General features: G+C 51.0%; 21 protein-coding genes. 8 read left to right on the plus strand and 13 right to left on the minus strand.

The window, feature by feature from the left end; translation table 11 throughout:
• Positions 1-49: 49 nt before the first annotated feature.
• The 3 genes from KJY73_RS01620 to KJY73_RS01630 all read left to right on the plus strand — a co-directional run bounded on the left by KJY73_RS01620 (position 50) and on the right by KJY73_RS01630 (position 4,656).
• Positions 50-1,564 (plus strand): CYTH domain-containing protein, encoded by a 1,515-nt coding sequence (locus KJY73_RS01620; RefSeq protein ID WP_214339624.1) that lies wholly within the window; start codon positions 50-52, stop codon positions 1,562-1,564.
• Positions 1,565-1,610: 46 nt separating this feature from the next.
• The gene (locus KJY73_RS01625; RefSeq protein ID WP_214339626.1) at positions 1,611-2,705 is read left to right on the plus strand and encodes a helix-turn-helix transcriptional regulator; all 1,095 of its coding nucleotides are present in this window, start codon (positions 1,611-1,613) and stop codon (positions 2,703-2,705) included.
• A 124-nt stretch (positions 2,706-2,829) separates the two neighbouring features.
• Positions 2,830-4,656, plus strand: coding sequence for a putative bifunctional diguanylate cyclase/phosphodiesterase (locus KJY73_RS01630; protein ID WP_214339634.1), 1,827 nt, complete (start codon positions 2,830-2,832; stop codon positions 4,654-4,656).
• 12 nt (positions 4,657-4,668) lie between these two features.
• Here KJY73_RS01630 and KJY73_RS01635 read toward each other — a convergent pair whose 3' ends face one another.
• On the minus strand, positions 4,669-5,328 hold the full coding sequence (locus KJY73_RS01635; RefSeq protein ID WP_214339636.1) for a glutathione S-transferase family protein: 660 nt from the start codon (positions 5,326-5,328) through the stop codon (positions 4,669-4,671).
• A 99-nt stretch (positions 5,329-5,427) separates the two neighbouring features.
• On the opposite strand from KJY73_RS01635, the gene KJY73_RS01640 reads away from it, so the two are divergent.
• The 3 genes from KJY73_RS01640 (at position 5,428) to KJY73_RS01650 (ending at position 7,700) form a co-directional block, all read left to right on the plus strand.
• Positions 5,428-6,402, plus strand: coding sequence for a helix-turn-helix transcriptional regulator (locus KJY73_RS01640; RefSeq protein ID WP_214339638.1), 975 nt, complete (start codon positions 5,428-5,430; stop codon positions 6,400-6,402).
• Positions 6,403-6,503: 101 nt separating this feature from the next.
• A complete protein-coding gene (locus KJY73_RS01645; protein ID WP_214339640.1) occupies positions 6,504-6,986 on the plus strand; it encodes a YehS family protein in 483 nt (160 codons plus the stop codon).
• 30 nt (positions 6,987-7,016) lie between these two features.
• Complete coding sequence (locus KJY73_RS01650; protein ID WP_214339642.1) at positions 7,017-7,700, plus strand: hypothetical protein; 684 nt, start codon at positions 7,017-7,019, stop codon at positions 7,698-7,700.
• A gap of 22 nt (positions 7,701-7,722) precedes the next feature.
• Here KJY73_RS01650 and KJY73_RS01655 read toward each other — a convergent pair whose 3' ends face one another.
• A complete protein-coding gene (locus tag KJY73_RS01655; protein WP_214339644.1) occupies positions 7,723-8,088 on the minus strand; it encodes a VOC family protein in 366 nt (121 codons plus the stop codon).
• Positions 8,089-8,192: 104 nt separating this feature from the next.
• On the opposite strand from KJY73_RS01655, the gene KJY73_RS01660 reads away from it, so the two are divergent.
• Both KJY73_RS01660 and KJY73_RS01665 read left to right on the plus strand, forming a co-directional pair.
• Positions 8,193-8,480: a hypothetical protein gene (locus KJY73_RS01660; RefSeq protein WP_214339646.1), complete on the plus strand. Its 288-nt coding sequence runs from the start codon at positions 8,193-8,195 to the stop codon at positions 8,478-8,480.
• Between the two features lies 1 nt (position 8,481).
• Entirely contained in the window at positions 8,482-8,721 is a 240-nt protein-coding gene (locus KJY73_RS01665; protein ID WP_214339648.1) for a helix-hairpin-helix domain-containing protein, read from the plus strand.
• Here KJY73_RS01665 and ppnP read toward each other — a convergent pair.
• The 11 genes from ppnP to KJY73_RS01720 form a co-directional block, all read right to left on the minus strand.
• A complete protein-coding gene (gene ppnP, locus KJY73_RS01670; protein WP_214339650.1) occupies positions 8,718-9,032 on the minus strand; it encodes a pyrimidine/purine nucleoside phosphorylase in 315 nt (104 codons plus the stop codon). The two genes, KJY73_RS01665 and ppnP, sit on opposite strands and share 4 nt — an antisense overlap.
• 142 nt (positions 9,033-9,174) lie before the next feature.
• A complete protein-coding gene (locus tag KJY73_RS01675) occupies positions 9,175-10,035 on the minus strand; it encodes a sugar phosphate isomerase/epimerase family protein (RefSeq protein WP_232848365.1) in 861 nt (286 codons plus the stop codon).
• 22 nt (positions 10,036-10,057) lie between these two features.
• A complete protein-coding gene (locus KJY73_RS01680) occupies positions 10,058-11,782 on the minus strand; it encodes a GMC oxidoreductase (RefSeq protein ID WP_214339652.1) in 1,725 nt (574 codons plus the stop codon).
• 15 nt (positions 11,783-11,797) lie between these two features.
• Entirely contained in the window at positions 11,798-12,406 is a 609-nt protein-coding gene (locus KJY73_RS01685; RefSeq protein WP_214339654.1) for a gluconate 2-dehydrogenase subunit 3 family protein, read from the minus strand.
• Positions 12,403-13,149 (minus strand): 3-keto-disaccharide hydrolase, encoded by a 747-nt coding sequence (locus KJY73_RS01690; protein ID WP_214339656.1) that lies wholly within the window; start codon positions 13,147-13,149, stop codon positions 12,403-12,405. Before KJY73_RS01690 ends, KJY73_RS01685 begins: the two co-directional genes overlap by 4 nt.
• A 28-nt stretch (positions 13,150-13,177) precedes the next feature.
• Positions 13,178-13,783, minus strand: coding sequence for a gluconate 2-dehydrogenase subunit 3 family protein (locus KJY73_RS01695; protein WP_214339658.1), 606 nt, complete (start codon positions 13,781-13,783; stop codon positions 13,178-13,180).
• A complete protein-coding gene (locus KJY73_RS01700; protein ID WP_214339660.1) occupies positions 13,783-15,468 on the minus strand; it encodes a GMC oxidoreductase in 1,686 nt (561 codons plus the stop codon). Before KJY73_RS01700 ends, KJY73_RS01695 begins: the two co-directional genes overlap by 1 nt.
• 53 nt (positions 15,469-15,521) lie before the next feature.
• A complete protein-coding gene (locus KJY73_RS01705) occupies positions 15,522-16,403 on the minus strand; it encodes a hydroxypyruvate isomerase family protein (protein ID WP_214339662.1) in 882 nt (293 codons plus the stop codon).
• Positions 16,396-17,631, minus strand: coding sequence for a nucleoside permease (locus tag KJY73_RS01710; protein WP_214339665.1), 1,236 nt, complete (start codon positions 17,629-17,631; stop codon positions 16,396-16,398). The genes KJY73_RS01705 and KJY73_RS01710 overlap by 8 nt, the downstream gene beginning before the upstream one ends.
• A 10-nt stretch (positions 17,632-17,641) precedes the next feature.
• The gene (locus tag KJY73_RS01715; RefSeq protein WP_214339667.1) at positions 17,642-18,694 is read right to left on the minus strand and encodes a sugar phosphate isomerase/epimerase family protein; all 1,053 of its coding nucleotides are present in this window, start codon (positions 18,692-18,694) and stop codon (positions 17,642-17,644) included.
• Positions 18,691-19,863 (minus strand): Gfo/Idh/MocA family protein, encoded by a 1,173-nt coding sequence (locus tag KJY73_RS01720; RefSeq protein WP_232848366.1) that lies wholly within the window; start codon positions 19,861-19,863, stop codon positions 18,691-18,693. The genes KJY73_RS01715 and KJY73_RS01720 overlap by 4 nt, the downstream gene beginning before the upstream one ends.
• Between the last annotated feature and the right edge of the window lie 175 nt (positions 19,864-20,038).

The raw sequence follows: 20,038 nt of genomic DNA on the forward strand, positions 1-20,038 counted from the left end.
GCCGCAATAGGGTTAAGGTTGGGGTTTGGCGAGTTCCTAATTCGTATACATGGAAACTGAAATAGAATTGAAATTGCTGGTCAGCGGTGACCTTGATGTGGTCGAACTGCTGCAAAGTCAGCTACTGCCTGGGCTGCAGGCACAAAGCTCATGCCGTCAGATGGCGCTATCCAATCGCTACTATGACACCCCGGATAAACAATTGCGTGGCATGGATATGGGGTTTAGGGTGCGTGGCCGGGATGGGCGCTTTCAACAAACCTTGAAAACCGCCGGACAGATCCAGGGAGGATTGCATCAACGCCCCGAATACAATGTTGAGCTGTCAGACCAATATCCCGATCTGAGTTTATTTGAATCCAGCATTTTTCCCGACGGTGTTTCTGTCGCGGCCTTACAGTCTGCCCTGGTGCCACTCTTTACTACCCATTTTAAACGCTGTGCCATCGAATTGGTGTTTGAAAGTGGGACAGAACTGGAGTTGGTGTATGACAAAGGCCAGGTGGCGACGGCGTCCCATCAGCAGCCAATCAATGAAATAGAAATCGAGCTGAAAAAAGGTGATGTCGGCGAGATATTTGTGTTGGCCAGACAGTTGAGTGAGCTGATGCCGCTGCGCCTTGGCGCGTTTAGTAAGGCTGCTCGTGGCTATTTGCTGGCGGCGGGTCAGGAGTTAACACCCAAGCCGTTGCCGGATTTCCTGGTATTGCAGGAGTCTGACTCATTGGAGCAGGCTTTTATAAAGGCCGTGCATTATGGCTTGGATTATTGGCAGTACCATGAGCAATGCTATCTGGAAACGCAAAAGCCCAGAGCTTTGGCCGGTATACGCGCCGGTATTCAACTGGTATCGCAAGCCATCAGTTTGTATTTGCCAATGCTACAGTGCGACGCATTACTGGAATTGCAAACCCGGCTGATACAGTTAAATAACGACTGGTACTGGGCTGAAAACTTACTGGCGATTAAGACGCTACGTTCCCGTAAGGGTCCATTTCGTAAACGCTTGGCGAAAAGTGAGGAGTTACTTAGTTACCTGCGCGGGCGTTACGAAGGTTTGTTACTCCAGTATCAACCAGACAACTTGATTCAACGCCAGCAAAGTGGCCAGTTACAGGTTGATTTAGCTGCGTTGGCATTTGAGCAACCCTGGCGAGCCAGCGGCAATGCCTGGTCTTCGCCGGTGCAGGAGCACGCGAGAGGGTGGCTGGCACAGGGCTGGTTTACCATCAGCCAAAGCATGCCTCGTAAAAAGAGGTTTAGCGCGCAGAATTATATTTCCAGTGAACCTCTGTTGCGCCAGACTTTGTTTAATGGCCTGTTTTTAGCGGGTTTATTCAGCCCTGAACACCGCGATCAATTCCGCGCACCCTGGTTAGATATCATCGATGGCATAGATGAGCTTAACGCTTTGCATCTGCTAAAGTCTGAGTTAGATGTGGCCGATGTGCAAGACAAGGACGAATTACTGATCTGGTGCAAAGACAAGATGGCCCATCTGCTGGACGTGATGGAACAAAGTCGCAAGGCGGCACTGAAAATGGAACCCTACTGGAAACCTTGATGTGCTGAACGGCCTGGTTGATACATACCAGGCCAATGGAACATGCATGCTATTAAGTCAAACTCAAATTCTGTTGCTGGCAGCGTTGGCATTGTGGCTGGTTCCGTTGCTATTTATCTGGCTGCGCTATAGCCGTTTACCGCATGCGCAGGAATTACTGATCGCCATACTCTTCCTGCCCACTTTGCTGACTGATCAACTGATACTGTCCTTTGATAGTCAATCCCGTTGGGCTTTTCTGGCAGGGTTGTTTAATGGTATGCCGGTAATTGTCGCCGCCTTATTGGTTTTGGCTGTGGCTAAAACCGTGTTGGAAAAAGGCCGTTATCTGATTTGGCCGATTTGGGCCTGCATGTCATTGGCGGTTTTACTGCAGATCCCCTTTCTGCTGATGCCATTGGAGCATAAGCTACAATTGTTACAGCAGCCTTTGCTCGGGAATTTAGCCGCCTACTGGCCGCTCTATGCCTACCTGGCCTTGTGTCATTTCATGGTGTTGTTCCTTGCTTTTAACGTCGAACAGAAGATCAGTGATTACCAGGCACATTTGTCTGATCAGGTGGTTGATGTGCATTTCTACCGTATGTCGGTGGCAGTGAAGTTATTCGGTGGTTTGATTATGCTGGCATTTGTCAGTTTAGTGCTGACCATGCTGGTGGCTTTTGACTTGTTACCTTTTGACCACTGGCGGGAATTTATTCATCTTGGCTATTACTTTCTGTTTATTGCCCTAAGCATGACATTGATGGAGTCCCGGCGGTATTCACCTTCTCCGCTGGACTATAAACAGCTCTCAGAACCTCATCACAGCGAAGCCTATTTGCAGGAGGTTTTACATCGTGCAGAGAAAGCCATGATTCATCACAAGGCGTACAAGATTATTGGCCTTAGGATCAAAGAGTTTGCTGAGCTGGCTGAGGTGAATCCCAGCGCCCTGGCAATCGCCACTCGTAAGCTGTTAAACCGTAACTTTCGTGCCTTTGTTTACCACTATCGCCTGGAATATGCCAAGAACGTGCTAATGCGCAGCGATGCTCGAGTGTCGGCTGTGGCGAAACGCCTGGGTTTCGATTCCGAAAAGTTCTTAAGTGGGGTATTTGTCAAATACATAGAGCAGATGGGTAAAGATGGAGGGCATTAGCCGGTAGGCCCATCTTGGCCTGAAATTAGTGGAAAAAGATAAATAATTCAAATGTTTGTAACAAGAGGTTCTTTGTCTGACAAAATTCGTTTAAGGTATGCAAAAGGTCGGATTAAGCGTATTGATGAAGCTGAATGATTCTTTCCGGCGTTGGTTAATGCCGGCGCTTTTTACAGGGCTTTTGACCACTACCTGTTTGCTTTTGCTGACGCTGCCGCAGAATTCACTGGCTCAAAGTGGCTATTGGTTGTTTGTGTTATTGGTTGGCCTTGGCTATTACTCGACGACCTCCTGGCTTAAACACGCCGCCAGTCTGCTTTCTGTCCTAATCATTATCGTTGTGGGGATTGTTTTTCCGCTGGATGTGGAAGTATTGGAAGAGACTTATTTATTTATCCCCCTGCTTTATCTGTTTATCTATCCTGGGAGTTTCTATCCCATAGGTATTGCTGTTTTACTGCTCAGTGCTTATTTGCCCAGCGTGCCAAACTATGCGCTAGCCGAGTTGTTAGAGGATGTATCGGAACTCATTGTAATCAGTAGCTTTGCCACTGTAATGACCTACTTTCAACAAAAAGCGGTTAAACAGATGCAGCGCTTTTGGCAGGAAAGTCGCACCGATGATTTAACCAAGTTCCCCAATCGCAAACGGCTAATTGAATGTGTTGACCAATTAATGCAAGCCAATCTTTCTTTTGGGCTGCTGGTGGTCGATTTGGATGGCTTTAAACGTATTAATGATCAGCTGGGACACGCTATTGGTGATCAATTGTTGGTGTTGGTTGCCAGTCGCATGAGTCTTTTAACCAGCCCTTACTGTCAGCTTTTTCATTTGGGGGGAGACGAATTTGCCTTGTTGCTAAACCAGCAGGATGCCCTGAGGGAAAAGACGCAAGACCTAGCAGACCAAATTGTACGCCAGTCTGCGGAGCCTTATCGGTTACAGAACAAATCCTTTTATATCTCAGCCAGTATCGGTATGGCCTGTTATCCCGAACATGCTCAGGAGCTACAGTCATTGCTTAGCTATGCTGATATGGCTATGTACCGGGCAAAAAGTCAGGGTAAGCAGCGTTATAGCCTGTTTGATAATGAATTGCTGAATAACAATTTACGCCGCTACAAGCTGGAAAATCATCTTAAACGGGCCATCGAAAAGAATGAGTTACATTTGGTGTATCAGCCAAAAGTGGCTTTTGCTGATAGCAAGGTCGATTGTGCCGAAGTGTTGCTGCGCTGGCAGCACACAAAACTGGGAGCCATCAGTCCGGTTGAGTTTATTCCCATTGCCGAGCAAAGCCATTTGATCATCGATATCGGTAATTGGGTGCTGGAGTCTGTGTGCAAACAAATAGTGGAGTGGAAACAACATTATCAATTGGACCGTATTTCAGTGAATGTGTCCCCCCAGCAGTTGGCTCACGTGGATTTTATCTCCAGTTTAGAGCACATACTTCGTCGTACTGGCTGTCAACCTGAGTGGTTGGAGATTGAGCAGACGGAAGGGTGGATGATGGAAAATCCAGACGATAACATCGCGGTGTTTAAGCGTTTAAAAGCGCTGGGGGTTAGGCTGTCACTGGATGATTTTGGTGTCGCGTATTCATCCTTGAGTCAAATTGCTCGACTGCCGCTGGATGTGCTGAAAATCGACAAGAGTTTTGTTGAACATTGTGAGGTCGGTTCTCGAGAGCACATGATAGTGCGCACCGTTATTCAACTGGGACGCAACCTTAAGTTGCAGACTGTGGCTGAAGGCGTTGAAACCGAAGCGCAGCGGCAAATACTGGATGCCGAGGGATGTGATATTTATCAGGGCTACCTGTTTTCTAAACCCGTTGACGGCAAGACTTTTGTCACCATGCTGGAGAAAAAGCCACAGGCCGATATCCCGCATTGCAGCAAAGAACATCAGCCCGCCTCCTGTCCGCTTAAAGCTGGTGAATCATAGCAAGCCTTCTACTTACGCCGGTTGTGCCTGCTGTTTATCCGCCAGCACCTGATGCTCCGCAGCCCAGATTTCATCTTGTTTTTGCACTTTCAGGGCGCTAGCTCTATTGCAAATTCTGTCAACATAGCTAGTCAATACCGGTAGACGCGGCAGCATATCGAACATCAAACCCCAGGCAAAAGAACTCCCCCATAAAATATCCGCCGCACTCAGTTCGTCACCCAAGAGGTAGGGACGACTACGCAACGGCGTGAGTATGGTTTCCAGCATGCTGTATTCATCGCAGTATACCGACACTGACTGGGGAGCCGGTTCGCGTTTCATAAATTTATCTACCATGGCCGGCTCATAACAGGCTGCGTAATAGACCATCCAACGCAGATACTCACCCCTGGTCGGGTCGGTCAAGGCTGGGGCCAGTTTGGCCTCGGGGAATAAGTCAGCCAGGTACAAAAATATCGCCACTTGCTCGGTGATGATTTTGCCCTTGTGTGCCAGAGCTGGCACTTTGCCCAAGGGGTTAATGGCCAGATAGTCGGGTTGGCGCTGTTCTCCGGCCTTAATGTTAATCAGTTTAAGTTCAAAGGGGGCCTGCAGCTCTTCGAGTAAGGTCAGCGAGACCGAAGATCGGCTCTGAGGGGCATGGTAAAAGGTCAGATCATCTGATGACATGTTTTCTCTCCTGTTTAAGTTTTATCAGCCAAAGGGGTGGCAGCAGAGATAAAATAAGGCACCATACCTGTCAGATTATGTCAGGTTTAAAAACTAAATATGCGTGCCAGCCGCTTACTGAGCATTCTCATTACTTTACAGGCGAAAGGCCGGGTCACCGCCAGGCAGTTGGCTGACGAATGTCAGGTCTCTGTGCGCACTATTTATCGGGATATGGATGCGCTGAGCAGCGCAGGGATCCCGGTTTACAGTGAGCGCGGCGTGGAAGGTGGCTATTTACTGGTAGACGGGCACCGTACACAGCTTAACGGCTTGTCGGGTGATGAAGCTGAAGCCTTGTTTATGTTGGGGCTCGCGGGGCAGGCTGCCGATCTGGGGCTGGGCAGCGCGGTGTCTGATGCTCAGTTAAAACTGTTGGCTGCACTACCTGCAGCTCAGCGCAGTGGAGCCGAGCGCATGAGCAATAGATTTCACCTTGATGCACCCGCCTGGTTTAGTGAGGCCGATCAACCGCCCTATTTGGCTGCCCTGGCCGATGCCGTGCGCAATCAACATAAAATTCGTGTGCGTTATCGCAGTTGGAAGGCGGAAAACGTCAGGGTGATTGCCCCGCTGGGATTAGTGCAAAAAAGTGGTCAGTGGTATCTGGCCGGTCAGGTTGAAGAGGATGTGCGTACATACCGGGTTGCACGTATGCTTGAGCTTGAGGTGCTCAGCGAGCACTTCACCCGGCCGCCTGATTTCAATTTACCAGTCTATTGGCAGCAGAGTCTGCAGCGAATGGAAGATGACCTATACAACCAAACCGCATTGGTGAAAATCTCGCCGCAGGGGAGAAGGTGGCTGAAAGCCTTCTTATCGCCTTATCAGTTGCAGCGTTGTATCGATATAGGCGAGCCAGACTGTCAGGGCTGGCAGCAGATGCAGATCCCGGTAGGTTCGGTGTTCCACAGTGCCAGCGAGCTTTTGCGATTAGGCGCAGAGCTGGAGGTATTGGCTCCGGAGGCGTTGCGAACTCAAATGCAACAAATGACAATGGCCTTGGCTAAACTCTATTCCTGCCCAGGCACATAAAAAAGCCTAGCTCGACCCGCCGTCGACCCATTCGACAGGCCTTGTTATACTTGCCGCCCGCATGTTTGTGTTGAACACGCTGAAACTGATTAGGATCTATTTTGACCAACAACGATATTTTACGGCGCATCCGTTACGCCTTTGATTTTAAAGACAATGCCATGGTGGAGGTGTTCGCTGCGGCGGATCATAAGGTGTCGGTTCAACAACTGCATAACTGGCTGAGAAAAGACGATGATGCGCAATTTGTTGCCTTAAGCGATGCCGAGTTGGGGAGTTATCTGGACGGTCTGATTAATATTAAGCGCGGTAAACGTGAAGGGGAGACGCCTCAAGCCTTACCACGCCTGACCAATAATGTGATCTTCCAGAAGCTACGTATAGCACTGAATATGAAGGCCGAAGATATTCTGGAGACCATGCAACTGGTGGATTTCCGTTTAAGTAAGCACGAGCTGAGTGCCTTTTTCCGAAAGCCCGATCACAAAAATTACCGCGAATGCAAAGACCAGATCCTGCGTAACTTTTTAAACGGTGTGCAGCGCCGTTTGCGCCCTCAGGACCATAGCGTTTACCCACAGTAGTCTCACTCAATAAACAAGGATGTTTCAGGTATGAAGTTAGTCGTTACCTTAGTACTGCTAAGTAGTTTTTTTGCTTCATTGGCCGAGGCGGCTGAGCCGTCGTCGCTCTGCCGCAGCTGGTTTGGTAAATCTGGGGTGGAGAAAGGCCCAGGTTGTGAGCTGTCATGCGCCACACTTGGAGTGGGTATGGGCACCTATAGTTGCCCTAACCAATGCGCCTTGTTATGTAAGGATGATGGGGCGGACCCATGCAAATCTCATCCGGTGTTGGGACGCTACGAAGAACAGCGCAATCAGCTAGCTGATTTGGATAAAAGAGTGGCGCAGCTAAGTGACAAGGAGCGGGATGGCGCCAGATACGTATTCGAAAGGTTGCTGAATGCACTCAAGGATACGGCCTCCCATGCCACTAAAAATCCCATACCCGTCCCAGTGCTGGATAACGCCGAGAACTTTAATAAGATTTTTGACGGCCAGCAGTTGGAAGGCGCTCTGGGTATCATGTCCAATACTGCCTGGTCCTTGTTCCCTAAGTCTAAACGAGAGCAAATGGAAGCCATGTTTATGGGTACTATCAAGGCCTTAAATGGTGAAGGCAGTCTGGGTGAAGTACAGGATAAGCAGATGCGCCAGCAGGTGGAAGATACCCTGGCCGAGAGTCAGTGTTCTACCAACTTATCTAATGATTATGGTTTAAAGCCATACAAAGAATAACCGACAGGCGGGAAACCCAAAGTTACTCGGAACTATGGGCTGGCTGCCAAAGCTCAATGGGATTTCCTTCAGGGTCATAAATACGGGCGAAGCGACCAATGTCGGAATCCCATTCTGCCCGGGTTTCGGCCGCTATGCCTGCCTCGGCCAACTGAGTCAACATGGCATCCAGGTCGTCTACGCGAAAGTTGATCATCCAGTTCTGCTTGGCTGGGAAGTAATCCGTATCTGCAGAAAACGGCATAAACACGGTGGGACCGGTTTGCTGTATCCAGATACCTTGCATAATGTCGATGCCCAGATTTTCGCTGTACCAGGTTGCCAGTGCTTTAGGATTTTGGCTTCTGAAAAACAAACCGCCTATGCCCGTTACTTTTTGTTTGTTCATGTCATGCTCCATTCCTGAACATTAAGTTGGGTTCAGTGTAGACAGACTTCTGGCAAAGTGGAATCAAGAATACAATGCATGCAGTTAACTAGAGGGCAAAGCAATTGAAAGAGGAAGAATGCAAGGCATGGCAGCAAACCCGCGCTAAAGGACAAATGCGCTTTGTTTTGACCAATGGAGTGGCCTGGGCATTGCCCATGCTACTGATTATGCTGTATATCAACCAGCCGTTTGCTGGCGGGTGGTTTTCCAAAGCGGTGCTAGTGCATCTGCTGGTGTGGCCTGTGGCTGGGCTGGTTTTCGCCTGGGTACTGTGGCATTTGACTGAGCGTAAGTATCATAAAGCTAACGGACAGCTACAAAGCACGGATGACGAGGAAAAGGAGCAATAATATGGCGTTTAGCGCGAAGGAAAGAGAAGCTTTATTGGCCGTAAAAGGGGTGGGACCTACCGTAGTGAAACGATTTGAAGAAATCGGTATCGATTCGTTTGCCATGTTGGCAGGTTATCAACCACAAACTATTGCACAGCGTGTTGCCTCGATGTTGGGGACCACATGCTGGAAAAACAGCCCGCAGGCACTGGCTGCCGTAGCGGCCGCCATTGCCAGGGCTGGCCAACCGCTGGATTAGTCAGCCAGATAGCTACAGCAATAATCGCTGACTGTCTCTACCTTGAGCTGGAAGGCGGCATCGGCCGGTACATAAAACTGCTGACCAGCGTTAATTTGCTGCCAGTCTTCACCTGGCAGCTTAACTTGCAGACTGCCGGCCAGAATTTCCATCAACTCTTTCTCGCGGGTAGAGAACTCATACTCGCCCGGTTGCATAACGCCTAAGGTTTTGCGGGTGCCATCGGCAAACAACACAGTACGGCTGGTGACTTTGCCATCGAAATAGATATTGGCTTCCCGTATTACCGACACATTATCAAACTGGGACATGCAGACTCCTTGGATGCGATGCAAACTTGAACAGTTAGTGATTTGCCGCTCGCTTGGCGGCGCGCTGCTCAATGTGCCGCTAAGCGAGATGTGGGTCAATATCGTTATGTTTAGCTTGCTACTAGAAGGTTATAACGCACTTCTAGTGCTTGGCTTTCCAACGTTTGATTTCGTTATCCAGGCCTTGTTTGGATTTCTCTACTGCCTGCATGGGGGTCAGGTTATCAGGGTATTCCTCTTGCTCTACCACTAACCAATGGGTGCCACCTACCTCAATATTGGCGCTAAGCAGGGATTGCCAGTCGATACCGTCCTGACCAATCAGGACCTTTTTGCCTTTGTCGCTGTCCCGCAATTTGGCCTTGTAGTGCGTGGTCAGCGTACGGCCAGGGTAGGCGCGTACATAATCGACCGGGTTGTGACCAGCAAAATAGCTCCAGCCTACATCCTGCTGTAGTACTAAATCATCTGGTGTATTAGCGGCAATATAGTCCCATAAGGTTTTGCTGCCATGTCCACCCGCAGAGAATTCCTGGGCATGGTTGTGATAGCCAAAATGCAGGCCGTAGGCGCTGACCAGGGGATAGAAGGCATTGAGATCGGCTACGGTTTGCTTAACGGTCTCGGCCGCGAAGGCCCGCTCGTCCCAGGGTACAATCAAGGTAGGGCAGTTGAGGGCCTGATAAAAAGCCAGGGTGCGATAACGATTGGCTTCGTTTAAGGCGTCAAAGCCAATATGTGCGCCGGAACAGGCCAAACCCAGTTCATCCATCCTGGCCTTAAGGGCGGCCGGTTTTTCCACATAAGGGCCAAAGTTTCCGGCAAATTCCACGCCATCAAAGCCCATGGCAGCCAGTTTGCTTAATGTGTCGTCTATGTCACTTTTAATATCATCCTTAACCGACCACAGCTGCACGCTGATCTTGGGCAGTTCTGTTGCCGCCTGAGCTGCGGTAAATGGGAGAAGGCATAAAAGGGCACTCATCAATGGACGAATTTTCATATTGTTTCCTTTGCACTTGGCGCTACAAGCGCCCGGATTTAACTTGGTCAATGGCATAGTGTGCCGCTCTGGCAGTCAATGCCATAAAGGTCAGGGTGGGATTAACCACCCCGGATGAACAAAAACTGGCTCCGTCGGTGACAAACAGGTTGGGTACATCATGAGCCTGATTGTATTTATTCAGCACCGACTGTTTAGGGTCGTTACCCATGCGGGCGGTACCCACTTCGTGAATGGCCAGACCTGGAGGTGCGGTGGTGGCCTGTGAACGGATAGACTCGAAACCGGCAGTCTCTAGCATCTTATGCATAGTCTCGGCAGCATGCTGCATCATGCTCAGCTCGTTATCCGACCATTTGCAGTTAAAGTGCAATTGCGGAATGCCCCACTTGTCTTTTTTACTGGGGTGCAGACCCACTTGGTTATCCGCTTGCGGCAGCATCTCGCCTTGCGCACCCATCCAGATTTGCCAGGGACCAGCCTGAGTCAAACGCTGTTTAAAGTCGGCGCCGAAGCCATCTTGCTGACTCATACCTTGCCAACTGCCGCGAGTGGCTCCACCGGCTATGGCATAACCGCGCTTAAAGTCCTTATGATAACGGGACGGCTCAAAATGCGAGTTGGGGATGTAAATACCGGTAGGCCGACGACCCCGGTAATATTCATCCTCGTAACCTGGAATGCGGGCCGAGGCCCAGGCATTGTAATTGTGATCCATCAGGTAACGCCCCAGCACGCCGGATGAATTGGCCAAGCCGTTGGGGAAGCGCTTGCTGGTGGAATTCAGCAGCACTTGTGTGGAGCCTAAAGTGGATGCACATAAGAACACTATCTTGCCGCGATATTCGCGCTGGCTGAGATTGTCATTGTCGACTACCCGCACACCGGTCACCCGCTGTTTGGCATCATCGTAAATCAGACTATGTACCACGCTGTTGGGGGCAATATGCAAATTGCCGGTACGGGCAGCGGCGGGTAGGGTGGCACTCTGGGTGGAAAAATAGGCACCGAAAGAACAGCCACGATAGCATTCGCTGCGCGCCTGGCAGGTAACCCGACCAAGCTCCAACTGGATTTTACTGGGCTGGGTTAGATGAGCGCAGCGCCCCACCACCATAGGTTTATCTGGAAAATGCTCAGCCAGACTGGTCTGAAAATCCAGCTCAGGTTTAGTTAATTCAAAGGCCGGTTGGGCAATGCTGTCGGGCAATTGCGGCAGCTTATCCTGAGCTGCGGAAATACCGGCAAATTTTTCTACATAGTCATACCAGGGAGCCAGATCCTGATAGCGGATAGGCCAGTCGATACCCTGGTTGTCTTTGGCATTGGCAGTGAAATCATATTCACTGAATCTGAAAGTCTGGCGTGCCCAAAGCAGCGACTTGCCGCCCAATTGATTAGCGCGGATCCAACTGAAGCTGGTACCCGGCTCCGTGCTGTAGGGCAGGTCACGATCATTGCCGAAAAAGTGCTTGCTGGTGTCGTTAAAGGCATAACACTGTTTTTGAATAGCCTGGGTTTGGTCTACCAGTATGTTTTCCGCCACGGTGCGGGTCGGGTATTCCCAGGGACCTTTGCCCTCAGTGGTATAGTCTTTTCGGTGTTCAACTAACCTGCCACGTTCAATCAACAGGGTTTTAAAACCGGCCTCGCAGAATTCCTTGGCCGCCCAGCCACCGGTCACCCCAGAGCCGACAATCAGAACGTCAAACTCATCATCAGTGCTTTGCACAATATTCTCTTGCATCTGTTAAGCCTTCACTTAAAACGGGTAACCGCCACTGTATGCTTTTCCCACCGAAGCATAAGGCACCGAGCCTTTAAAACCGCCGGGGACCGGGTCATAAGCAAGCAACTGTGTCATACCTACCTTGCTGGTGAAAAAACCGAATACCACTAGGGCTTTAAGCATTTTAAACGCCTTGGTATCAGCTTGGGTAAAAGGGCCTTCGGCTGCTTCAAGTGCGGTTAACAAAGCAAGTTGCCCAGCTTGCTCGCCCTGATAAAAGGCCTTGCCCCACTGGCCCTGCGCCACTGTATCTATTTTGTTGAGAATCACCGTGGCAACAGCTTGTTCATCGCTGTCAAAGCAATGCTTGAGCTGATTGTCTACAAACCAATGGCAGTCTGTGGCCAGGGCTCCAGGCGTATCTGTCTGCGGAATGATAAGGTCAGCCATGCTGGCTAAGGTTTTAAGCTGTCTTTCACTTAACAGTTGTAACTGTCGCTGCGCGCTGTCCTGCTGAAACGCCATGGCAACAGATAAGCCTGAGCCACCCACTAACTGACTGGCAAACTGAGCACCAAGTACAACACCCAAGCCTTTAAGCAGGCTACGTCTGTTGAGGATGACATTGTTTTGGGTCGTCATAATGGTCTTGCCCAGATATTACGAAAACTAACCAGATTGCCGTGATCCTGAAGTTGAATAGGGGCACAGCCATGGGCGGTGTAACTGGGTTCACCCAGCCATACCGTATCACCCTGAATCTGGGTGTGATTCTGCACCAGCACGCCATTATGCAGCACGGTAATAAAACCTGGTTGGGTCAGTTTGTCGCCCTCGAAACGCGGGGCCTTAAAAATAATGTCATAGCTTTGCCATTGCCCTGGCTCACGCATAGCATTTACCAGCGGTATGGCTTGTTTATACAGTGACCCGGCCTGGCCATTGCTATAGGTGCGATTCTCGAATGAATCGAGAATCTGAATTTCGTAGCGCTGCTGCAGAAATACCCCGCTGTTATTACGCTGCTGCCCCTGCATATCGGGCTTAGGCTCAGGAACGCGCCATTCCAGATGCAACTGCACGTCACAAAATTCTGCTTTGCTGCGAATATCGCCGCTACCTGGGGCGACGGTCATCACCCCGTCGGTCAGTTGCCAAGGCGCCTCACCGCCTTTAACACTTAGCCACTGGCTCAGGGAATCGCCACCGAACAACACCACTGCATCTGATGGCGGGGCATTTAATGGTGCACTGACCACCTTTGGTTCTGGCTCCCATACTTCGGTTTTTTGCGCCTGCTGCTCGCGGTCATCCTGGGCCATGGCGGTCTGTCCAACTATCAATAGGCAGGCGGTGGCACTTAATACTTTGTTTCTGGTCTGCATAATCTTTTACTCTGCTATTTAGCTGACATCAGGTTGCCCAGGCCTTGTCGCCTTTTTTATAGGGAAATTCGCCATCGTAACGGCCAGGTACCGCCACATAGCGCAATACCTGAGTGGCCCCCGGTTTGGAGGTGAAAAAACCAAACAAGGTCAGCTGTTTGAATAAGGTGAAGTAGTGGGGCAGCACTTTGTCTTCGTCTGGTGTACCGCCGGGACGGCCCAGCTCCCAGTGCCGCACCTTGTTCTGCTTGTTATAGCGGTAGGCTTCATCATTCAATTCAGTTAACAGACTGTGCTTGTGTTTTTGTTCAAGCAGCAAAAAGGGTTTGCTAAATTGGCTGAGCGCTGCCTCGTTAAGCTTCTGCATACCTTGTCTGAACAAGGCTTGCTCGCTAGGCAGGTAGCAATCACTGACCAGGCGGGTCATCAACTGGCCAATATTAGCGTCTTTCGCCCCCGGGCTGTCGGTACGGGGAATAATAGTCTCGGCTATCTCGTTTAGCAGCAGTACGTCATCAGCGCTAAAACCTGTGCCAAGCCTTTGAGCCGACTCAGCCGCCAGGGCCAGCGGATTACCGATAAAAGCAGCGCCGGTTGCGGCAGCAATCATTTTAAGCAGTTCACGTCTTTCCATTACAGATTTCCTCGCTTGAGTTCCTCTACGGCAAAGGCGGCAGCTCTGGCGGTTAAGGCCATATAAGTCAGGGATGGGTTGACGCAGGACGCCGAGGTCATACAGGCGCCGTCAGTGACAAACACATTAGGCGCATCCCACACCTGATTGTGCTTATTCAGAACTGAGCTTTTGGCATCCCGGCCCATTCTGGCGGTACCCATTTCATGAATACCCATGCCAGGCGCATAGTCGCTGTCATAGCCTTTAACATTTTTAAGTCCTGCTGCCTCAAACATTTCCATGGCATCGGCTTGCATGTCCTTGCGCATGGCCAACTCGTTTTGCTTGATTTCCACATTCATGGCCAGCACCGGCAAGCCCCATTTATCCTTAACCTGATGATTCAGGTAAATACGGTTGTCGTGATAAGGCAGGATCTCGCCAAAGGCCGACATGCCGATACTCCAGTGCCCCGGCTCACTCAGCCCGGCTTTTAGCTGTGCGCCAATGCCCATCTCGCGAATGTCTTTCTGCCAGCCCTGACGACTGGCACTGCCCTGATACCCGAAGCCGCGCAGGTAGTCGCGCTTATCTTTGTGCCAGTTGCGGTAGCGGGGGATGTAGAAACCGGCCGGACGGCGACCAAAAGTATATTTGTCCAAATAGCCTTCAACATCGGCAGAGGCACCCACCCTGAAATGGTGATCCATGACATTGTGACCCAGCTCGCCACTACTGCTGCCAAGACCGCCTTCCCAGACATCGGTGGCCGAGTTCATCAACAGCCAGGTGCTGTTAAAGGCTGAGGCATTCAAAAATACCAGTTTGCTTTTATATTCAATAACCTGGTTGGTCTGTGCATCTATGACTTCGACGCCAGTGGCGCGCTTTTTATCTTTGTCATACAGCACTCTTGAGACGACAGAAAAGGGTCTTAAGGTTAGATTGCCGGTTTTTAGCGCGGCAGGCAGCGTGGCCGACTGGGTGCTGAAATAGCCACCGAAGGGACAGCCCAGCCAGCACTTGGCGCGGTACTGACAGTTAGTACGGCCTTGTTCTGGCTTTGGTTCGGTAATGTTGGCACAACGGGAATGAATCAGGTGCCGGGTGCCGGCAAAGGCCTTTTTAATCCGCGCTGCCACGTCTTTTTCCACACAATTTAGTGGAATTGGTGGTTGAAACTGACCGTCCGGCAGCACATCCAGCCCCTCTCGGCTGCCACTGATACCGGCGAAACGTTCCACATAATCATACCAGGGTGCCAGATCTTCGTAGCGGATGGGCCAGTCTACGGCGATACCTTCCTGAGCGTTGGCAAGAAAATCCTGTTCATTAAATCGGTAGCTTTGTCTGCCCCACAGTAAGGAGCGCCCCCCCACATGATAACCACGGTACCAGTCGAATCGCTTGTCCTCGGTATAGGGAGCCTCTTTCTCATTGGCCCACATGCCGAAGGTGGATTCATTCAGAGGATAATCACGACGCAGCACCGGATAATCCAGTTTCATTTGTTGGGTGGGGACATCGTGATGGGGATAATCCCAGGCTTCTTTGTGGGCATTTTTGTAGTCTTTGATGTGCTCGATATTTCTGCCGCGTTCCAGCATCAGCACTTTCAGACCCCGTTCACTCAGCTCTTTGGCGGCCCACCCGCCGCTAATACCTGAGCCAACAACTATTGCATCATATTCATTTACTGACATGCTCTTCCCCTAACGGTGCGGGTTCGGTTGCCCGCATACTGCACTACACCCACCTATACGTCACAAATGGCAACGGCTTGTTGCAGGGAGACAATTTTGCCGTCCATGCTGGGTGGGGTTGGAATAAACTCCTGAGCCAGGTAACCCTTAAAACCGGTGGCATAAATTGCCTTGGCAATGGCTCGGTAGTTGAGCTCCTGGCTGTCATCAATTTCATGTCGCCCGGGCACGCCGGCGGTATGGTAGTGACCGAAGTACTGATGGTTGTCACGAATGGTTCGGATCACATCACCTTCGTTAATTTGCATATGGTAGATGTCATACAGCAGTTTAAAGTGCTCGCTGCCCAAGGCTTTGCAAAGCGCAATGCCCCAGGCCGAGTTGTCAGCCATGTAATCAGGGTGATCGACTTTGCTGTTGAACAGCTCCATTTGCAGCACCACTCCGCGTTTTTGCGCGTGTGGCAGAATCTGTTTCAGACCGGTTACGGCATTGGCAAGACCAATGTCTGGACGCATGCCCCTTTTGTTGCCGCTAAAGCAAATGAGATTGGTGTAGCCCGCATCAGCCACCAGGTCGATATGCTTGAGGTAGCGGGGGATTAGCTGGGCGTGAAACGCCGTGTCGCACCAGCCATCGGTGAGATTGAGCTCGGCACCGTTGCACATAGATGAGTCTATGCCAAAGCGCTTAAGCACAGGCCAGTCTTGTGGCCCGACTAAATCAATGGCAGAAAACCCTAAGGCTTTGACGACCTTACACAGCGCCTCAATACTCAGCTCGCCATAGGTCCAGCGACTGACTGAATGGCGAATATTACCTTTCAGTGTCGCAGTGCTGCTTTGGTTGACCGCTGCCAGCAGTGGCGATGATAGCGCGCTTAAACCACCCGTCAGCGCCAGGTGCTTGAATAGCTGACGACGACTATTATTCATGGCTGGTTACTTGTTCGTTTTTGAAACTGAACAGGAACAGCACAAATATCACCGCTGCAAAGCCTGCCGGGTATAGCCAAATCTGTTGCCAATCGTGGCCGCCCTGCTCGGCAAAGCGGTCGGTGATTTGTCCTGCGACCCAGAACCCAACTAACATACCAACACCGTAAGTGGCTAGGGTGATTAAACCCTGGGCAGCGCTTTTGGTGCGGTCGCTGGCCTTGGCATTGGTATAAATCTGCCCTGACACAAAGAAGAAGTCATAGCAGATACCATGCAGGGCTATACCTACCAGCAACATCGCCATGGTGCTGCCAGCATCGCCGTAGGCAAAGAGCACATAACGCAACACCCATGCAGCCATGCCCACCAGTAAGGTCAGCTTTAAGCCAAAACGCTGCAAAAACACCGGTAGTGCCAGCATAAACAGCACCTCTGAAACCTGACCGAGAGTCATTTTACCTGTGGCGTTTTCAACGCCGATTTCGGTCAGGAAGGGGTTGGCATTTTGATAGTAAAAGGCCAGAGGAATGCAGATCAGTACCGAGGAGATGAAGAACAGTAGAAAGTTACGGTCTTTAAGCAGAGCCAGGGCGTCTAAGCCTAACATTTGCCCCAGACCGCTTTGTTCGTTACCGGATTGCGTGGAGGATTTGGGCGGTGTGGCAGGTAGGCTGAAACTGAACAAGCCCAGCAGCAAAGATGCCGCAGCACAGAGGGCGAAGGTGTTTTTCAGCATGCCATCGGCAATAGCGGCCTTGGCATCCCAGGAAAACACATAGCTAATCACCAGACCGGCCAGGATCCAGCCGATAGTACCCCAAACCCGAATCTTGCCAAACTCCTTGGCGGGTTCCTGCATTTGCCCGAAAGATACCGAGTTGACCAGCGCCAGAGTCGGCATATAGGCAATCATATAGGCCAGTACATAAGGGTAGAAACTGGCAAAATCCGTGGCGGTGTACAGACAATACATCAGCACCGCGCCAAGCAGATGCAGCACTCCGAGTATACGTTCGGCATTAAAATAACGGTCGGCAATCAGGCCGATAATAAAAGGGGCAATAATCGCACCCCAGGACTGGGTGGCGAATGCCATGCCGATTTCACTGCCGCTGGCACCTAAATTGTTACCCAGAAAGGTGCCCAGAGTGACAAACCAGCCACCCCAGATAAAAAACTGCAGAAACATCATCAGGCAGAGTTGGAATCGAATACCTGCTTTCATGGTCAGCTCCCTATAAACCCAGGATTTTACGGTTGAGTGCATGGTCAGTACCGCTGGCAGCAAAGTCGTCAAAGGCTTTGTCTGTGGTGCGAATCAGATGGCGGCGAATAAATTCAGCACCTTCCCGGGCGCCGTCTTCGGGGTGCTTAATGCAACATTCCCATTCAAGAACAGCCCAGCCCTGATAACCATATTGAGTTAACTTACTGAAAATCTGGCCGAAATCAATTTGACCGTCGCCCAGGGAACGGAACCGGCCAGGGCGTTCCAGCCAGCCTTGGTAACCGCCATAGACACCGCTGCGGCCGTTTTTATTAAATTCGGCATCTTTGACATGAAAGGCCTTGATGCGCTCATGATAGATATCGATAAAGGCCAGATAATCCAGATGCTGTAATACAAAGTGGCTGGGGTCATACAGTATGTTCGCCGCCGGGTGATCATTGGTGGCTTGCAAGAAGCGTTCAAAGGTGACGCCGTCATGCAGGTCTTCTCCAGGGTGCAGCTCATAACAGATATCCACCCCTTGCTCGGCAAATTTATCCAGGATTGGCAGCCAGCGTTTGGCCAGCTCTTCGAAACCTTGCTCCACCAAACCGGCCGGACGTTGTGGCCAGGGGTAGTGCGTGTGCCAAAGCAATGCACCGGAAAAACTGGCGTGGGCGGTCAGTTTCATTCTGGCACTGGCCGTGGCAGCGGCCAGCAACTGTTGTTTTGCCCACTCTGTGCGGGCGCCAGGGTTGCCTTTTACTGCATCCGGGGCAAAGCCATCGAACATTTGGTCGTAGGCCGGGTGTACTGCCACTAATTGGCCTTGCAGGTGAGTCGACAGCTCGGTAATGGCCATGCCGTGACTGGCAGCGACGCCAAGGATATCATCACAGTAATCCTGGCTTCTGGCGGCCAGTTCCAAATCAAATAAGCGCTTTTCCCAGGTTGGCAACTGTATGCCTTGGTATCCCAGTCCCGCTGCCCATTGGCAAATGCTGTCGAAACTATTGAAGGGCGCCGAATCTGAGGCAAATTGCGCCAGGAAAATGGCAGGGCCTTTGATATTGTTCATGCTTGGCCTCCTTGACCTGATAACTCGCTAACATTGGGCACTTTGTGCCATTTTTGCTGACTGCTACTTGCGGTTACCACGGTCTCGATAAAGGCCATACCGCGCAGCGCTTCACTGATTCCGGGCAGCAAAGAATGGATATCCGGATGCTGCTGGCGAGCCTGAAATACCTGCTCGGCAAATTGGCAATACAAATTGGCGAAGGCTTCTAAGTATCCTTCCGGGTGACCGGGCGGGGTGCGGGTAATACCGCCTAATGCAGCAGCAGTAGGGGTAGCAGCGCGCAGCGTTTCAAAGGGTTTGTCGGCATACATCAGCTTGAGGCTGTTGGGCGATTCCTGCGACCAGTCTAATGAGGCTTTTTCACCATACACCCGAATGCGCAGGTTGTTTTCTTCGCCTACCGCTATCTGGCTGGCACTGAGCATTCCTCTGGCGCCACCCGCAAAGCGCAGCATCACCACGCCATCATCGTCTAACTGGCGATTGCCACTGGCACTAATGTCGGCACTGAGTTCGGCAATGTGATCATCACAGATAAATTCGGCCAGATTGGCCGCATGCACGCCAATATCTGCCATACAACAACTGCTGCCAGCCTGGGCCGGATCCAATCGCCAGGCCGCCTGTTTGCCGCTGTCGCCGCTTGGGTCGGCAAGCCAGCCCTGATGATATTCCACTACCACTTTGCGGATTTTGCCAAGCTGGCCGCTGACAACCAATTGTCTGGCGGCGACCACCATGGGATAGCCAGTGTAGGTATGGGTAAGGGCATACAGTCGGCCACTTTGTTGCTGTACCTCGGCAAGCTGCTGCGCTTCTGTCAAATTGAGGGTGGCGGGTTTATCACACAGTACGTGGAAGCCCGCTTGTAATGCCTGCTTGGCGACATCAAAGTGCAAATGGTTGGGCGTGACGATGGCAACAAACTCCATGCGCTCATCAGCGGGCAAACGGGCTTCGGCGTCAAACATGGCTTGATAGCTGGCGTAACAACGCTGCGCATCGATACCCAATTGGCTGCTCATTTGTTGGGATTTGGCCGGGTCGCGGCTGAAGGCACCGCAGACTAACTGAATCTTTCCGTCCAGATTGGCGGCCATGCGATGTACTGCACCAATAAAGGCGTCGGGGCCACCCCCAACCATTCCCATTCTGACTTTTTGCATTTGTTACTGGCCTGAAAAAAGGGCTGTTAACAGAATGTTATCTCTACAGTCTTGTAGATAAATAGAATAGAATCGGTTGGTTGTAGCATAAAATCGGCGTGTTCTTTTTTGGTGCAGAACCGGTATTAAGCTGTTTTATGTTGGTAACTTGTTTTAAATCAATAAATTAAGCTTT

It is taken from the genome of Bowmanella yangjiangensis (assembly GCF_018531185.1).
In the GTDB taxonomy this organism is placed as follows: Bacteria; Pseudomonadota; Gammaproteobacteria; order Enterobacterales; family Alteromonadaceae; genus Bowmanella; species Bowmanella yangjiangensis.

Coding starts and splice junctions, on each gene's coding strand:
- KJY73_RS01650 (WP_214339642.1), top strand. CDS start 7,017: ATGAAGTTAGTCGTTACCTTAGTACTGCTAAGTAGTTTTTTTGCTTCA.
- KJY73_RS01640 (WP_214339638.1), top strand. CDS start 5,428: ATGCGTGCCAGCCGCTTACTGAGCATTCTCATTACTTTACAGGCGAAA.
- KJY73_RS01685 (WP_214339654.1), bottom strand. CDS start 12,406: ATGACGACCCAAAACAATGTCATCCTCAACAGACGTAGCCTGCTTAAA.
- KJY73_RS01720 (WP_232848366.1), bottom strand. CDS start 19,863: ATGCAAAAAGTCAGAATGGGAATGGTTGGGGGTGGCCCCGACGCCTTT.
- KJY73_RS01695 (WP_214339658.1), bottom strand. CDS start 13,783: ATGGAAAGACGTGAACTGCTTAAAATGATTGCTGCCGCAACCGGCGCT.
- KJY73_RS01710 (WP_214339665.1), bottom strand. CDS start 17,631: ATGAAAGCAGGTATTCGATTCCAACTCTGCCTGATGATGTTTCTGCAG.
- KJY73_RS01715 (WP_214339667.1), bottom strand. CDS start 18,694: ATGAACAATATCAAAGGCCCTGCCATTTTCCTGGCGCAATTTGCCTCA.
- KJY73_RS01690 (WP_214339656.1), bottom strand. CDS start 13,149: ATGCAGACCAGAAACAAAGTATTAAGTGCCACCGCCTGCCTATTGATA.
- KJY73_RS01705 (WP_214339662.1), bottom strand. CDS start 16,403: ATGAATAATAGTCGTCGTCAGCTATTCAAGCACCTGGCGCTGACGGGT.
- KJY73_RS01665 (WP_214339648.1), top strand. CDS start 8,482: ATGGCGTTTAGCGCGAAGGAAAGAGAAGCTTTATTGGCCGTAAAAGGG.
- ppnP (WP_214339650.1), bottom strand. CDS start 9,032: ATGTCCCAGTTTGATAATGTGTCGGTAATACGGGAAGCCAATATCTAT.
- KJY73_RS01625 (WP_214339626.1), top strand. CDS start 1,611: ATGCTATTAAGTCAAACTCAAATTCTGTTGCTGGCAGCGTTGGCATTG.
- KJY73_RS01630 (WP_214339634.1), top strand. CDS start 2,830: ATGAAGCTGAATGATTCTTTCCGGCGTTGGTTAATGCCGGCGCTTTTT.
- KJY73_RS01655 (WP_214339644.1), bottom strand. CDS start 8,088: ATGAACAAACAAAAAGTAACGGGCATAGGCGGTTTGTTTTTCAGAAGC.
- KJY73_RS01620 (WP_214339624.1), top strand. CDS start 50: ATGGAAACTGAAATAGAATTGAAATTGCTGGTCAGCGGTGACCTTGAT.
- KJY73_RS01680 (WP_214339652.1), bottom strand. CDS start 11,782: ATGCAAGAGAATATTGTGCAAAGCACTGATGATGAGTTTGACGTTCTG.
- KJY73_RS01675 (WP_232848365.1), bottom strand. CDS start 10,035: ATGAAAATTCGTCCATTGATGAGTGCCCTTTTATGCCTTCTCCCATTT.
- KJY73_RS01635 (WP_214339636.1), bottom strand. CDS start 5,328: ATGTCATCAGATGATCTGACCTTTTACCATGCCCCTCAGAGCCGATCT.
- KJY73_RS01700 (WP_214339660.1), bottom strand. CDS start 15,468: ATGTCAGTAAATGAATATGATGCAATAGTTGTTGGCTCAGGTATTAGC.